Genomic DNA, 15,393 nt, shown 5'->3' with positions numbered 1-15,393 from the left:
CGGTCACCGTGGGCCCGACACGGGATACAGGCCCTGCGGGCGCCACAGCAGCACCGCGACCATCAGCGCGATGTTCGAGAACAGCGCGACCTTGGGCGCCACGAAGCCGGTGTAGTTGGCCATCAGCCCCACCAGCAGCGCGCCCACGAAGCAGCCGAGCGTGGAGCCCAGCCCGCCGATGATGATGACGATGAACAGCAGCGTGTTCACCTGCGCACCAATCTGCGGCACCACGCTCTGCTGGTACAGGCCCCACATCACGCCGCCCAGGCCGGCGAGCGCCGAGCCCGCGACGAACACCCCGATGAACAGGCGCCGGATGCGGTAGCCCAGCGACTCGACCATTTCCCGGTCCTGCACGCCGGCTCGGACCAGCAGGCCGAGCTTGGTGCGGTTGAGCACCCACAGCAGCACGGCGAAGACGACGAGGCCGACGACGACGGCGAAGAGCCGGTAGACCTCCACCGCCGCATCGCCCAGGAGCACCGCGCCGCGCAGCGATGGCGGCAGGGGCAGCGGCACCTGCGCCGGGCCCCAGATCATCTTGATCACCTCTTCGCCGATGATCATGCCGCCCATGGTGATGAGGATCTGCTTCAGGTGCTGGCCATAGACCGGGCGAACCACCACGCGCTCGAAGGCCCAGCCGATGGCGCCGGCGACCGCCATCGCGGCGAGCATGGCGGCGAAGACGGCGGCGAGGTTCTGCCAGGCCACCGCACTGCCCGTCCAGTCGGCCATGCCGCCCATCACGCTGGTGGCGACGAAGGCGCCGAAGGCGATGAACACGCCGTGGCCGAAGTTCAGCACGTCCATCAGGCCGAAGACGAGCGTGAGGCCCGAGGCGATGACGAAGACGATGAGGCCCATCGCGAGGCCGGCGACGGTGAGCGTGAGCCAGGTGGCGCCCGAGCCGATGAGCGGCCAGGCGGCGAGCGCGACGACCGCCAGCAGCATGAGCGGCTTGAAGTCGAAGCGGGCTTGCGGGATGGCGCTCATTGGTGCGCCCCCAGCGACAGACCCAGCAGGCGCTGCTGCAGCGCTTCGTCCCCGGCGAGTTCGTCCATGGCGCCGGTGTGCACCACGCGGCCGTCGTCCATCACCGCCACGCGGTCGCCCAGCGCCTTGGCCATCATGAAGTTCTGCTCGACCAGCAGCAGCGTCGTCTGCTGGCGCTTGAGCTCGGTGAAGGCGGTGACGAGGTTCTGGATGATGGCCGGCGCGAGGCCCTTGCTGGGCTCGTCGATGAGCAGCAGGGCGCGCGGCTCGATGATGGCGCGCGCCACGGCGAGCATCTGCTTCTGCCCGCCCGAGAGCTTGCCGGCCGGGTAGAGCCAGAACTTGTGCAGCGCGGGGAAGAGGCCGAAGAGCCAGTCCAGGCGCGCCTTGTCGAGCTCTTCTTCGCGGCGTGCCGCGCGCGCGGCGAGCAGCAGGTTCTCCTTCACCGTGAGGCCGCCGAAGATGCCCATGCTTTCGGGCACGTAGGCGATGCCGAGCTGGGCGATGTCGGGCGTGAAGAGGCTGTCGATCGACTGGCCATTGAAGCGCACGCTGCCGGCGCTGGCCCGCCACAGGCCCATGATGGTTCGCAGTGTCGTGGTCTTGCCCGCGCCATTGCGGCCCAGCAGCATGGTCACCTGGCCGGCGGGCACGGCGAGGTCCACGCCGTGGAGGATGTGGTACGCGCCAATGTGGGTGTGCACGCCTTGCAGCTCGAGCACTGGAGACGTCATGCCGCCTCCTCCACGGGCGCCGTGCCGAGGTAGGCCTGCTGGACCACGTCCGATGCGATCACCGTCGCAGGATCGCCATCCGCCACCAGCGCGCCGTTGTGCAGCACGATGATGCGGTCGGCCAGCTCGCGCACCACGTCCATCTTGTGCTCGACAAGCAGGATGGTGCAGTCGGCCCTGGCCTTCAGCGCGCGGATCAGATCCAGCACCACCGGCACCTCGTCCACGCTCATGCCGGCGGTGGGCTCGTCGAACATGTAGACCCGCGGCTCCAGCGCCATCAGCAGCGCCACTTCCAGCTTGCGCTGGTCGCCGTGCGGCAGGCTGGCCGCCGCGGCGTCACGCCGATCCAGCAAGTGCACCGTGGAGAGGATTTCCCGGGCCTCCTCGAGCCAATCCTGGCGATCCAGCCAGACCTGCCACAGGTTGAGGCCACCGCCGTGCCTGGCCTGCACCGCGAGGCGGACGTTCTCGAGCACCGTGAGGTTGGGGAACAGCTGCGTCAGCTGGAAGGCACGGCCCAGGCCGCGACGGGTGCGCAGCGGCGCGGCCATCCGCGTGATGTCCATCCCGTCCAGCAGCACCTGGCCTTCGCTCGCGGGCAGCTGGCCGGAGATGAGGTTGAAGTAGGTCGTCTTGCCCGCGCCATTCGGCCCGACGATGGCGGTGAGCGTGCCGGGCGCGAAGGCGCAGCTCACGTGGTCCACCGCCACGTGGCCGCCGAAGCGAATGGTGAGATTTCTGGTTTCAAGCATTCACGAATTGACCAAGGGCCTTGCGCGGACCGGCAGGAAGCGTGGGGGCTCCGTTTCAGGGGCAGGTGCCTATGACGTAGTAGTTCGGGGCCGTCTGCTTCAGCGTCGTGACGACGAAGACATTCCACAGCCCCATGTTCTGGTTGGAGCCGTTGGCATAGGCATACCCGCCGCTCTGGTGCGCGCGGCCGGCTGTCGTGTGGGCGTAGTTGCTCGCCGTGTAGCAGGTGGCCGCGGCACCGGTGGTCGTGCCGCTGGCGGGTGATGACATCGCGCCCTGCGCACCGTTGCCATCCACCGCAGCGACCGTCCACGAGTAGGTCGTGGCCGGCGCCAGGCCCGAGTCGAGATAGCTGGTGCTGGTGACGAGCGAGGTGTCGACCTGGCCGCCGTTGCGGAACACGTGGTAGCCCGCCGCGCCGCTCACCGCATTCCACCCGATCGTCATCGTGGTGTCGGTGGCGTTGGAGGTGGCCACGCCGGTCGGTGCGGGCAGCGTGCCGCCACCGCCGGAGCCGGAGGACACCCGGTCCACCATCGCCTTGATGGCTGCCATCTGCGTGCCGGCCTTCTGCGCGAAGCCGTTGCCGTACCAGCCTATCCAGTCCCAGCAGCCGTTGGGGTTGGCGAGCGAGCCGCTGGCCGAGGTTTGCCGGCTGGTGTTGTCGACCCTGGTCTGCGGGAACAGCACGACGATGCTGTTGGTGTCGGCCCAGCGCGTGTAGCCGGTGTTCCTGACGAACTTGTCGCCGATGGTCGCGTAGTTCTGCTGGCAGCCGTGCAGCGCGACGTGGAGCTTGCACTGCGCGCCGCTCGCGCAGTTGGCCGGCACATAGGCCCAGCCGCTGGCGGCCAAGCCGGGGTTGCCGGCGATGTAGGGCGTCTGGTCGAACTCGATGTAGTTTGCCGCGGCCGGGGCGTTGTTGCGGGCGTTGAGGGTGCCGTAGAACTTGGCGAGCGTCGCCTTGGCGCCGTCGTAGCTGCAGTTGGCGATGTAGGGCGAAGCGCTGGTGCCGCAACTGTTGTTGCCCGTCGAATCGAAGTCAGTCGGGAAGACGTGCGCTGTGCCGCTGCGCTGCACATAGCTCAGGTTGGCGGCCGTGACACCGTTGTTGGTGTACTGCGTCTGCACCGCGCTCATGGGGTTGGGGCCGACGGTGTAGTCGCTGGTGCCCACGAACATGAACACCTTCTGCGCCGCCACGTTCGCCAACGCATCGTTGGACGTGCCGCTCCAGTTGTTCAGGTCGGCCTGCATCGTGCTGAGCATGCTGGCCGTGATGCTGGCGTTGTACATGCAGGCGGTGTAGTTGCTGTGGCCGGCGCACATGTAGGGCCCGCCGGCGAACACGCCCACGCCCTTGAAGGTGCTGGCGTAGGCATAGCCCAGCTGGTTGGCCATGAAGCCGCCCGAGGACAGGCCCGAGACCGTGATCCCGGACTTGTCGATGTTCAGCTGCGGCAGCGTCACGACGGCAGCGGTCGATGAGCAGGCGGCGAACGCGGCAAGTACTGACGCCGCGACGCCGCCCATGCGATGGGCGAGCGTCTTCATGGCTTGTCTCCTGTGGTTGGGGAATGCGGGTTCTTGGACCCGCTTCGATCAACGCTTGTTCTTGATCGGAACGCTCATCTCTTCGGCTTTGATCTCCCGGACCAGCTCCGGCACTCCCCACGCGAACGCCGGATCCACCTTGATCTTGAAGTGGTACATGCTCTGCATGGCCTGGTGGTCCTCCTTGCGGAAGGTCATCCGGCCCTTGGGCGACTCGAAACTCATGCCCTCCATCGCGGCAATCAGCTTGTTGGGCGAGGCATCGCCGCCCGTCTTCTTCAGCGCCTCGACGATCGCGATGCCGGCCGTCATGCCGCCCGCGGTGAAGAAGTCCGGCGGGGCCTTGAACTGCTTGTAGTGGTTGGAGACCAGCCACTCGTTGACCGGGTTCTTGGGGATGCCGAAGTAGTAGTAGGTGGCGCCCTCCATGCCGGGGAAGTTCTTGTACGCCGCCATGGCCGGCAGAATGTTGCCGCCGGTGAAGACCTCGATCTGGTAGCGCTTGGCCAGCTCCTGCGCCGCCAGCGCGTTGTAGGGCGGTGTGCCGCCGGCCCAGATCACCTCGATCACCTTGCGCCCGCCCTGCCCCTTGAGCGCATCCACGACGCGCTGGATGCCGGCGGTGAAGTCGGTCGTGTTCTGCGGCAGGTACTCCTCGTGGACGATCTTCGCGTTCTTCAGCGCGTCCTTGAAGGCCTTCACGCCGTCACGGCCGAAGGCGTAGTCCTGCGCCAGCGTGGCGATGACGGTGCCTTGCTTGTCGAGCGCGACCGCGTTCGAGATGGCGTCCTGAGACGAGTTGCGGCCGGTGCGGAAGATGTACTTGTTCCACTTGTCGCCGGTGATCGAGTCGGCCACGGCCGGCTCCACCAGGAGGATCTTCTTGTACTCCTCGGCCACGGGAAGCATGGCCAGCGCGACACCCGAGGAGGTCGGCCCGACGGCGATGTCGGCCTTGTCATCCGAATAGGCCGCGGTGAGCAGGCTCTTGCCCACGTCCGGCTTGCCCTGGTCGTCCTTCTCGATCACCACCAGCTTCTTGCCGGCCACCATCATCGTGCCGCCGGTCGCGAAATCCAGGCCCATCTGGAAGCCGGTGGTGGTCTGCTTGCCGTAGGCCTCGAGCGGGCCGGTGAGCGAGTGGATGTGGGCGATGCGGATTTCAGTGGCCGCGAGGGCCGCGCCCTCACCGAGCAGAGAAGCACCGACCACCAGGCCCAGCGCGGCGCGGATCGGCAAGTCGATCAAGAGGCAAACGGCACGAGGTCGCATCAGTCAGGTCTCCTGAGTCCATATGGATAGAGCTGAGCAATGCAACGCGCATGCCGAGAACGGCTGGCCTAGGGCAAGCCCTAGGCCGGCTGGTCGGAGGTCAGAAGGAATTAAAGGAGAAGTACACGGCGACCTCCTTCTGGGCGTCTCCCGTGCCGTCGGCCGCCTTCACGTAGACGAAGGCGCCGGGCAGGAGTCCGGAGGAGGTGTCGATCTGCGCCATCCAGTCCTGCGAGGTCGAGCCGGGATCGATGTCGAATGTGTACGAGCCCGGATGGTCCTGCGCTGAGATCGCCGCCGGAGTGTTGGAGACGATCTCGATGCTCGTGCGCGGGGTGTACGGCAGCTGAATCACATCGCTGCTGGACGTGGCCGCGGCCACCTCGACACCGTCCACATAGATCATCAAGGACATCTGCGGGACGATGGTGATCGTGTAGGGCAGCGTGTTGCCCGTCACCTTGTACTTGCTCCCGCAGGTCACGTCCTTGCAGATGTTCACCGTCAGACTGCCGGCATAGGTGCCGGGAGGCAGGTCGGAATTGGCGCGAAGGGTTGCCGTGAAGCGCCCGTCGCCTTGATCGGTGATGGCCGCCGACTCACCGACGAAAGCCTGATTGTTATCGACCACCTGAACATAGATCGGACCCGACACCTCGCCATCCGCCGACAGCGCGATCGTGACGTCGGGATCAGACTGCGCATTGACGTACATCTCCTGGTGCTCGAAGAAGGTCGCATCCACCCGCTCGCCATCGAAGTCGAGGACGATCGTCGAATCGTCGGAACCCCCGCCACCACATGCGTTGAGCAAGACAACGCAAAAGGCGCCGATGAGGCGCCACTGTTTTGAAATCACTTTCCGGACTCCCAAGAAGAATCCACCGGCAAGGGACCGGCGGCAGTTCATGTAAACGATTGTATTTTCGGGGGCTGCTCAAGTTGCTGAGCGGGCGCGACACCTGCCCGGTTCTTGGACAAACTTCACGGTGCTGTCCGAATGCCGGACAACGCGCGACGGAGCCGGCAGCCCTCAGTGGCCTTCAGGATTCATGGCCTACCCGGATTCAGGCTGGTCAGTCGCTGGGTCGCCTGCCAGGGTGTGCGGGGCAGATGCTCGCAAGCGCCACTGAAACATTTGGATCACGTCCGACCGGCCTCCGAAATGCCGGCCAAACCAACGCCCCCGGACATGCCGTCATCGGCAGCAGGCCCGCCATCGTGGAGGCCGCCGTACCGAGCCCTCACGATGACCTCGCTGGCCGAGACCGCCCCTTCCGCCTCATTTCGCCCATGGGTCCCTGCTGTGGATTGGCCATGCCGACCTTCGCGGCCGGCGGCCTGGCGACGCTTGGCCTGCTGCTCGCCGGCACGGTCGACTGGACGCTGGTGCTGGTGGCCGCGCTCGCGGTGTGCGCGAGCTACCTGATCGACGCCGCCTCGGAGCGCGGTGAAGGCGAGTGCGCTTCGGCTCGCACGCGGTTCCTGCAGTCGCGGCGACACCGAGCCATGGGCTTCGCCTTGACGGCGGTCGCTGCGGCCTGGTGCTGAGCGCCGTCGACGGGGCCCGTGGGCTGCGGCCGGCCTGCTGCAGCGCTTGACGACTGGATGGCGCTTCAGGAGCCGGAGCTGAAGATCGCGATGCTGTACCGGCTCGGCGACGCCGGATGAAACGCGCGCTCTCGGCGTGCACGCCGCATGAGGCCCGGGCGGTTGCGAACGCCCGGCCCGGAAATGACGCGGGCGCTCCCACCAGTGGTGAGGAGCGCCCGCGGGTCAGGCTACGAAAGCCGGCTACATGAGCTGGGGATCCGCCCCAGACCTAGAGATTGAAGACATATCACCTCCTTTCATGGTTGCCGAGAAGGCCGACCTTACTCTGGCCCGGAGCCTGCGGTCAATCCCGGCGGCCATGGCCGGACGCCGCGTCGCGAAACATGGCGCCACCCAGCCCGCTGGCATCGCTGCCGGCGGGCTCCTCTTCGCGAGGGGCGATGACCCCCGGTTACTTCGAACCCTCGAAGAACTCGCGGACGAACTCGCGCACGTCGCGGCTCGGCCCGGCCGGGCCGACCGTGGTGGTGACGATGGGCGCGAGCGGGCGGGCGAAGGCCAGGCTGGAGATGCTGCCGGACAGCGGCATGGTGATCCAGGAGTTCTCGGTGTCGACGGTCGCCGTGACGGGCTGGTAGCCGATCAGCGGGTTGGCCTTTTCCGCGGTGATGACCAGGCCGAGGTTGTGGCCCTTGGCGAAGATGCGGTCATCGGTGTTGATCTCCCAGGTCAGCTCGTACCATTTTCCCGGCACCAGTTCCTTCTTCGTTTCCCACGACTTGAAGTGGCCGAGGTCGGCGATGGTGCGCGAGACGATGAAGGCGGAGTTGCCGTTGTAGTCCACCACGCGAGCCTGGAAGCCGGCCGTCGGTCGATCGACCTTGACGCGCAGGGTGAGCGTGGCGGTGCCGGACTCACGCACCTTGTCCGCGAGCGCGTCGGTGAGGAACACCAGCCGGTCGCCGCGCGGCTGGGTGGGGTTGGCGACGATCGAATCGCTCGAGTACTCGGTCGACTGCGTGAACGTCAGGAAGCGCTTGCCCTGCGGGATGTTGGCGGAGGGCGTGGTCAACGCGCCCGCGAGCCGGCCCAGCGGCGAGGTGAGCTTCAGTTGCTGGTCGGCGGTGCCTTCGGGCGGCCACAGCTTGTCGGTCGACCAGGTGGTGTCCTCGCGCTGGATGATGGCCTGCGGCTCCTTCGGCGCGCCGTTGTCGAGCCCTTGAAGGTAGTAGTCGAACCACTGCAGCAGCGGCGTGGTGTAGGTCGAGCCGAAGGAGTAGTACGGCTCGATGTGCTGGCCCTGGTGCAGGAAGATCCGGCGCTTGATGCCGTACTTTTCCAGCTCGTCCCACCATTCGCCGAACTGGCGCGTCTTCACGTTCTCGTCGTTCAGGCCGTGCACGACGAAGACGCTGGCCTTCATCTGCGAGGCGTCGAGCCGGTAGTCGCGCACGGCCCAGAAGTCGTTGTAGTTGCCCGTCGGGTCGTCCGAATGCTTCTGCAGGCGCGGCGTCATGTCCCTGCAGAACTGGCTGTCGTAGTTGCTGACGAAGTCGTTGAGGAAGGCGACGTGGTCTTCGTAGAAGGGGATGCCGTTGCCCCGGGTGTAGTCGTACCAGCTGGAGATGGCGGCGACCGGCACGATGGTCTCCAGCCCCTTCACGCCGGTGGCCGCGACCGAGTTGGCGATCGTGCCGTCCCACGACACGCCGATCATTCCGGCCTTGCCGGTGCTCCACTGGGTGGCGTCGGCCTGGCTGCCATCGAGGTAGTAGCCCTCGGCGCGGCCGTTGAGCCAGTCGATCACGGCCTTGGTGCCCCGCACCTCGCGGTCGCCGCCGACATCGGCGCAGCCCGTCGAGAAGTCGGTGCCCGGCAGGGCCACGGTGGCGACGGCATAGCCGCGCGGGACGAAGAAGTCGGTCTCCCAGGCATCGCGGGAGCCATTGAAGAAGTAGGGCGACGCATGGATGATCACCGGGACCTTGTCGCCCTCGGCCGTGTCGGGACGGGTGATCTCGACGCGGATGGTGTCGGGCGTGCCGTTGCGGTCGCGGTCGGCGCCGGTGCGCACGTTGATGGTCTCTGTGACGGCCAGCGCCCGGTCGAAGTAGGGCACCGTGCGGTTGCCGACGACCCAGGGCGAAGCCGCCGAGGCGGTCGAGGGAACAGAGATGAGCGCTGCGCCGGCGGCCATCGCGCAGCCCACCGTCAGGCTCGAGCGAGCGAAGGCCGAACGTCTTGAAGCCATGTGTGTCTCCTCACAAGAAATGATTGCGGAGCACGAACGTTTGGCGGCGGCGACACGCTCGCAGGGGCGAACGAAGATTCTGGGTGGCACGCTCGCGCCGGGTCAATGCAGGCGGCGGCCCCACCTTAGGGGGCCTGAACATCGACCGGACCTCGGGGACGCGGCTCGAGGACGGCGGGAAGCCGGCTGCTGGGGCCGGGGACCGCAACCGCCTCGGCGGGCGGGTCCGCCGGCTGAAGGCCAGGGCCCGGCGCGACGCGGCCGGGCCGGCGAGCTCATGTCAGTAGCGTTTCCACTGCTGGCTGGCGGCCGCGGAACAGGAGAACTGCACCAGCTTGGCACCGTCGGACGTGCTGCCCGCATTGACGTCCATGCACAGGCCGCTATAGCGCGACTTCAGCCTGAACCAGCCGTTGCCCATGTCCTCGCTGGCCCATTGCTGGCTGAGTGCACTCGTGCAGGCCGCCTGCACCAGGCCCACGTTGGCGGCCGTGCTTTGGCTCGCCAGGTCCATGCACATGCCGCTGTGCCGGACTTTCAGGCGCCACGAGCCGGAGCCTGCGTCCAGGAAGGTCCAGAGCTGGTCGTCCCCTGAGGTGCAGGTACGCTGGGCCAGCGGCGCGCCGGCGACCTTGCTGGCACCGTCGACATCCGCGCACTTGCCACTGTGCCGCGCCGACAGGCGCGTCGCGGCGGGCCCTCCGTAGACGATGCCACGTCCGACGGTGCTCATGTAGACGCGTCCTTCGACGTTCATGTCGCCGCTCACGAACTCGCCGTTGCCGGGCCCGCCGAACTGGTGCATGTCGTCGTTCACCTGCACCCAGCTCGCGCCGGCGTCGGAGGAGCGATAGATCCCGCGCTTGCCGGTCCCGACGGTCCCCCAGATGAACACCGTCGGATAGGTCTTGCCGCTCTGGGCCTTTCCGAAACCGACCGCACCGCAGTACGTCACGGCGGAAAGCTTGGCGAAGGACGCGCCGGAGTTGGTCGAGCGGGCGAGGCCGCCTCCCCTGAGGGCCACCCAGACATCCCCTGCGCGGCCCGGAGCGGCGCGCAGCAGCGTGGATCCTCCGGCGTCCAGGGTGGCTGCGTTGCTGAAGCTCGCTCCGCCGTTGGTGCTGACCTTCAGCGTGCCGTTGTCGTAGGCATAGAAGGTGTTGGCGTTGACAGGGTCGCCAATGGGCCGCACCGCATTGCCGGAGAGTCCACCGACGGCGGTCCAGGTGGGACTGCCGCTGGTGAAGTTCGTGCTGCGATAAGTCGCATAGGTGCCTTCCGAGTTGGCGAAGGTGTGCAGCAGGGTGGCACCGTCGGCCGACAGGGCCACCGTGCCCTTGGTGCCCTTGATGCCCGCGACTTCGACCCAGGTGGCGCCGGTGTCGGCGGATCGGTACATCTTCGATCCGACGCGGACCGCCACCGTGGTCTTGGCCGCCGCGACGGCCAGGCCGGTCGTGGTCCCCATCGGGGGCTGGTGGACCGGCACGTAGGTGGTGATGTTGCTGTGGCGGAAGCCGTCGTAGTCACCGATCACCGACAGCAGCGGCCCGCCGGCCACGCTCTGTACCGCCTGCGGGACGGTTTCCTCCAGGCCCTTCACGGTGAAGGCCCATCGGGTCGGGACGGCGTCCAGGTCGGCGGTACGGAAGACGCCGTTGCCCGAGGTCACCCAGGCGGCGGCGGGGTTGAACGGATCGAACTCGATGCTGCTCGCCCAGTGGATGGAATAGCCGGTGATCCAGTCGATGCCGTTCGTGTCCTGCTCGAAGCCTCGCGCCACCACGTCTGTCCAGGTGGCGCCGCCGTTGGTGGTGAGGAAGAAGTGGTCGCCCCAGGAGTTGCCCTGCTGCATGTAGGTGTTGATGGTCGAGACCAGCACGCGTTGCGGGTGCGTCGGGTCGATCGACACGCCCGAGAAGGGCCGGCCGAGGCCGGCCGGCGTGACGTCCGTCCACACGCCGGTGGCGACGCCGTACTTCCACACCTGGCCGGCATCCATCGGCTCCGGGGGGTTCAGGGTCTTCCAGTCCCCGTGGGGACCGGAACCGTTGCCGTAGGTGATGTAGAGGCTGCCGTCGCTGGCCAGCGCTGCACGTTGCGGCAAGTACGACCCCGGCGCATTCGCCACCGGGCTGAAGCTGACGCCCGCATCGTCGCTGCGGTACAGGTTGGCACCTATCGAGCCGTAGCGCGAGACGCCGACGAAGATCCTCTGCGCGACGCCGTTGCTCACGCTCGACGGGTCCAGCAGCACGAAGCTGATGCCGGATTCGTTGGGCGTCGTGGTCACCGGCAGCGACGCCACCCGGCTGAAGCTGGCCCCGGCGTTCGTGCTCTTGAACAGCCCGTTGCCACGGGAGCCGACATACAGCACGTTGCTGTTGCCGGGGTCGACCTGCATCTTCTCGCCGTTGCCGCGGCCGAGACCGTTGCCGTTGGCGCGGAACTGGCTGCTCACGTCGGTGATGCGGCTGAAGCTGGCCCCGTAGTTGGTGGAGCGCATGACCACGGTCTTGCCGTTGCTGAAGTACGGCACGCCGGCCAGCAGGTAGACCACCGCGCTGTTCTTCGGATCCAGGGCGATGGCGTCGACGCTCAGCAGGCCGACATCTTCCTCGGACACTCCGTCCAGCAGCGGCAACCAGCGCGAGTTCGCCGCATCCCAGCGGTAGGCGCCGCCCACGTCGGTGCGGGCATAGAACAGGTCGCGCTGCGTCTTGCTCGGCACCACGGCGGTGACGAATCCGCCGCCCCCCATGGCCACGTTGCCCCAGCGGTAGGCCTGGGCGTGTGCGCTCCAGGCCGCGCTCAACGACAGGACTGCGCAAAGCAGCCGCCACAGTGTCTTACTCATGGGTGACCTCGAGTCGGGATCGGCGGCCACGGGCGCGGCCGGCCAGGTTGCTGATAAATTGGACTGACCAATTTCAGCAGCTTGCCTTGGCCGGACTGACCAACCGTCCAGTTGCCCGGACCCGGCTCACTTCCTGGCGTACGCCGCGAGGTGCTGGGCGGTCACGGTGGACCGCTTCGCCACCAGCTGCGCAGGGGTGCCTTCGAAGACGACACGGCCGCCTTCATGCCCAGCCCCGGGGCCCAGGTCGATGATCCAGTCGGCGTGCGCCATCACCGCCTGGTGGTGCTCGATGACGATCACGGACTTGCCTGAATCGACGAGCCTGTCGAGCAGACCGAGCAGTTGCTCGACGTCGGCCAGGTGCAGGCCGGTGGTCGGTTCGTCGAGGACATAGACGCTGCCCTTCTCGCCCATCTCCGTGGCCAGCTTCAGGCGCTGCCGTTCGCCGCCGGACAGCGTCGTCAGCGGCTGGCCGAGGCTGAGGTAGCCCAGGCCCACGTCGGCCAGGCGTTCGAGGACGGCGTGCGCGGCCGGCGTCCGGCCGGGGCCGGCGCCGAAGAAGTCCTTCGCCTCTGACACGGGCATCGCGAGCACCTCGCTGATGTCGCGCTGACCGAGCTTGTATTCCAGCACCGAGGCCATGAAGCGCTTGCCTCCGCACTCTTCGCACGGGGTGGCCACGGCCGCCATGGTCGCCAGGTCGGTGTAGATGACGCCGGCGCCGTTGCAGCTGGGGCAGGCGCCTTCGGAGTTGGGGCTGAACAGCGCCGGCTTGACGCCGTTGGCCTTGGCGAAGGCGCTGCGGATCGGATCGAGCAGGCCGGTGTAGGTGGCCGGGTTGCTGCGCCGCGAGCCCCGGATGGCGCCCTGGTCGACCGTCACCACCCCTTCGCAGCCGGACACCGAGCCGTGGATCAACGAACTCTTGCCCGACCCGGCCACGCCGGTCACCACCACGAGCACCCCGAGCGGGATGTCGACATCCACCTTCTTCAGGTTGTGGGTGCTGGCGCCGCGCACCTTCAATGCGCCGGCGGCCTTGCGCAAGGTGGTCTTGAGCGCAGCACGGTCGTCGAGGTGGCGGCCGGTGATCGTGCCGCTTTCCCGCAGGCCCTCGACCGTGCCCTCGAAGACCACCTGGCCGCCGGCCGTGCCCGCGCCCGGCCCGAGGTCGATGACGTGGTCGGCGATGGCGATCGCCTCCGGCTTGTGCTCGACGACGAGCACAGTGTTGCCCTTGTCGCGCAGGCGCAGCAGCAGTTCGTTCATCCGCTGGATGTCGTGCGGGTGCAGGCCTATCGTCGGCTCGTCGAAGACGTAGGTGACGTCGGTGAGCGAGGAGCCGAGGTGGCGGATCATCTTCGTGCGCTGCGCCTCGCCGCCCGAAAGCGTGCCCGAAGGCCGGTCCAGCGAGAGATAGCCCAGGCCGATCTCCACGAACGATTCGAGCGTGTGGTGCAACGCCTTCAGCAGCGGGGCGACCGTCGGCTCCTTCAGGCCCTTCACCCAGGCCGCCAGGTCGCTGATCTGCATCGCGCAGGCATCGGCGATGCTGAGCTTGCCGATCTTCGACGAGCGAGCGGCCTCGCTCAGCCTCGTTCCGCCGCACTCCGGGCAGGTGGCGAAGGTCACCGCCCGCTCGACGAAGGCGCGCACGTGCGGCTGCAGCGATTCGACGTCCTTGGACAGCATCGAGCTGCGGATCTTGGGGATCAGCCCTTCGTAAGTGAGGTTGATGCCGTCGACCTTGATCTTGGTCGGCTCCTTGTGCAGCAGGTCGTGCAGCTCGCGCTTGGTGAACTTGCGGATGGGCTTGTCGGCATCGAAGAAGCCGCAGCCGCGGAAGATGCGGCCGTACCAGCCGTCCATGCTGTAACCGGGGATGGTGAGCGCGCCTTCGTTGAGCGACTTGCCGTCGTCGTAGAGCTGGGTGAGATCGATGTCGTTGACCGAGCCCATGCCCTCGCAGCGCGGGCACATGCCACCGGTGCGCGTGAAGGTCTGCTTGACCGCGTGGCTGGCCGAGCCGCGCTCCACCGTGATCACGCCGGTGGCCTGCACCGAGGGCACGTTGAAGGCGAAGGCGCTGGGCGGGCCGATGTGCGGTTGGCCGAGCCGGCTGAACAGGATGCGCAGCATCGCGTTCGCATCCGTCACCGTGCCGACGGTGGAGCGCACGTTCGCCCCCAGCCTCTCCTGGTCGACGATGATCGCCGTCGTCAGGCCGTCCAGGACGTCGACCTCCGGCCGCGCCAGGGTGGGCATGAAGCCCTGGACGAAGGCGCTGTAGGTCTCGTTGATCAGCCGCTGCGACTCGGCCGCGATGGTGTCGAACACCAGCGAGCTCTTGCCCGAGCCGGAGACGCCGGTGAACACCGTGAGCCGGCGTTTCGGGATCTCGACGCTGATGTCCTGGAGGTTGTTCTCCCGTGCGCCCTGCACGCGGATGAGGTCGTGGCTGTCGGCGAGGCGCGCGGCGGCCGGCGCCGCCTTCGTCTTCGGGGCCTTGCTCATCGCTTCAACGCAGTTGCTGGATGCGGATCAGGTTGCCGGCGGGGTCGCGCACCGCGCAGTCGCGCACGCCGTACGGCTGGTCCGTCGGCTCCTGCACGATCTCCGCATCGCGGGCCTGCAGGCGTTCGAACGTGCCTGCCAGGTCGTGCGTGGCCAGCAGCAGGGTGGCATACGTGCCCTTGGCCATCATCTCGCCGATGACGCGTCGCTCGTCATCGGTGATGCCCGGCGTGGCCGCCGGCGGGTACAGCACGATCGAGGTGCCGGGCTGGCCCTTGGGGCCGACGGTGACCCAGTGCATGCCGTTGTAGCCGACGTCGTTGCGCACCTCGAAGCCGAGGGTGTCGCGGTAGAAGGCGAGCGAGGCCTCCCAATCGCTGTGCGGCAGGAAGCTGGAGTGGATGGTGATGTCCATGGAAGCTGTCTCCCGAAGGGGTTGTTGAGCGTGGAATCAGTCTAGGTCGGGGTCGTTGCCCTGCGCTTCTCGATTCCTGATCGGTCGCGTGACCTGCCGCGCCACGCAGGCCGGCATCCCGGCCGTGGACTGCGCCGACTCGCGCCGGTAGACGCTGGGCGGCACGCCGACCAGCTCGGTGAAGCGCGTGCTGAAGGTGCCTAGCGATGAGCATCCGACCTCGAAGCAGACCTCGGTGACGCTCAGATCGCCCCGCCGCAGCAGCGCCATGGCGCGCTCTATGCGCCTGGTCATCAGGTAGGCATAGACCGACTCGCCGTACGCCAGGCGGAACTGCCGGCTCAGGTGGCCGGCCGACATCCCGGCATCGCGGGCCAGGGCTTCCACATCCAGCGGCTGCGCGTACTCCCGGTCTATCCGGTCGCGGACGCGGCGCAGGCGTGCGAGATCGCGCAGCGACTGCGCGGCGGGCTTGCTGGTCATC

General features: G+C 67.6%; 12 protein-coding genes. 1 reads left to right on the top strand and 11 read right to left on the bottom strand.

Translation table 11 applies throughout. The features are described 5' to 3' along the window. Nucleotides 1–3 precede the first annotated feature (3 nt). From ACS5PM_RS15325 to ACS5PM_RS15300, 6 genes are all read right to left on the bottom strand, one after another. Nucleotides 4–999 (bottom strand): branched-chain amino acid ABC transporter permease, encoded by a 996-nt coding sequence (locus ACS5PM_RS15325; protein WP_439388516.1) that lies wholly within the window; start codon nt 997–999, stop codon nt 4–6. Next, the gene (locus ACS5PM_RS15320; RefSeq protein WP_439388515.1) at nt 996–1,733 is read right to left on the bottom strand and encodes an ABC transporter ATP-binding protein; all 738 of its coding nucleotides are present in this window, start codon (nt 1,731–1,733) and stop codon (nt 996–998) included. Before ACS5PM_RS15320 ends, ACS5PM_RS15325 begins: the two co-directional genes overlap by 4 nt. Continuing rightward, the gene (locus ACS5PM_RS15315; protein ID WP_439388514.1) at nt 1,730–2,488 is read right to left on the bottom strand and encodes an ABC transporter ATP-binding protein; all 759 of its coding nucleotides are present in this window, start codon (nt 2,486–2,488) and stop codon (nt 1,730–1,732) included. The genes ACS5PM_RS15320 and ACS5PM_RS15315 overlap by 4 nt, the downstream gene beginning before the upstream one ends. A gap of 55 nt (nt 2,489–2,543) precedes the next feature. Further along, on the bottom strand, nt 2,544–4,043 hold the full coding sequence (locus ACS5PM_RS15310) for an extracellular catalytic domain type 2 short-chain-length polyhydroxyalkanoate depolymerase (protein ID WP_439388513.1): 1,500 nt from the start codon (nt 4,041–4,043) through the stop codon (nt 2,544–2,546). A gap of 48 nt (nt 4,044–4,091) precedes the next feature. Then, entirely contained in the window at nt 4,092–5,315 is a 1,224-nt protein-coding gene (locus tag ACS5PM_RS15305) for a substrate-binding domain-containing protein (RefSeq protein WP_439388512.1), read from the bottom strand. A gap of 100 nt (nt 5,316–5,415) precedes the next feature. Further along, nucleotides 5,416–6,225 carry a hypothetical protein gene (locus ACS5PM_RS15300; RefSeq protein ID WP_439388511.1) on the bottom strand — a complete coding sequence of 270 codons (810 nt, stop codon included), beginning with the start codon at nt 6,223–6,225 and terminating at the stop codon, nt 5,416–5,418. 407 nt (nt 6,226–6,632) lie between these two features. On the opposite strand from ACS5PM_RS15300, the gene ACS5PM_RS15295 reads away from it, so the two are divergent. After that, the gene (locus ACS5PM_RS15295; RefSeq protein WP_439388510.1) at nt 6,633–6,866 is read left to right on the top strand and encodes a hypothetical protein; all 234 of its coding nucleotides are present in this window, start codon (nt 6,633–6,635) and stop codon (nt 6,864–6,866) included. 454 nt (nt 6,867–7,320) lie between these two features. Here ACS5PM_RS15295 and ACS5PM_RS15290 read toward each other — a convergent pair whose 3' ends face one another. The 5 genes from ACS5PM_RS15290 to ACS5PM_RS15270 form a co-directional block, all read right to left on the bottom strand. Continuing rightward, on the bottom strand, nt 7,321–9,120 hold the full coding sequence (locus ACS5PM_RS15290; RefSeq protein WP_439388509.1) for a CocE/NonD family hydrolase: 1,800 nt from the start codon (nt 9,118–9,120) through the stop codon (nt 7,321–7,323). A 280-nt stretch (nt 9,121–9,400) separates the two neighbouring features. Then, on the bottom strand, nt 9,401–11,977 hold the full coding sequence (locus tag ACS5PM_RS15285) for an RICIN domain-containing protein (RefSeq protein WP_439388508.1): 2,577 nt from the start codon (nt 11,975–11,977) through the stop codon (nt 9,401–9,403). A 126-nt stretch (nt 11,978–12,103) separates the two neighbouring features. Further along, nucleotides 12,104–14,494 carry an ATP-binding cassette domain-containing protein gene (locus ACS5PM_RS15280; RefSeq protein ID WP_439388507.1) on the bottom strand — a complete coding sequence of 797 codons (2,391 nt, stop codon included), beginning with the start codon at nt 14,492–14,494 and terminating at the stop codon, nt 12,104–12,106. Nucleotides 14,495–14,498: 4 nt separating this feature from the next. Then, nucleotides 14,499–14,909, bottom strand: coding sequence for a VOC family protein (locus ACS5PM_RS15275; RefSeq protein ID WP_439388506.1), 411 nt, complete (start codon nt 14,907–14,909; stop codon nt 14,499–14,501). Between the two features lie 36 nt (nt 14,910–14,945). After that, nucleotides 14,946–15,392, bottom strand: coding sequence for a helix-turn-helix transcriptional regulator (locus tag ACS5PM_RS15270; protein WP_439388505.1), 447 nt, complete (start codon nt 15,390–15,392; stop codon nt 14,946–14,948). Nucleotide 15,393 lies beyond the last annotated feature (1 nt).

Origin of the sequence: Ideonella flava (genome assembly GCF_051857595.1) — a bacterium.
Taxonomy (GTDB): Bacteria; Pseudomonadota; Gammaproteobacteria; order Burkholderiales; family Burkholderiaceae_C; genus Ideonella.
The sequence above is the reverse complement of the archived record's forward strand: the minus strand, read 5'-3'. Positions and strand labels throughout refer to the sequence as shown.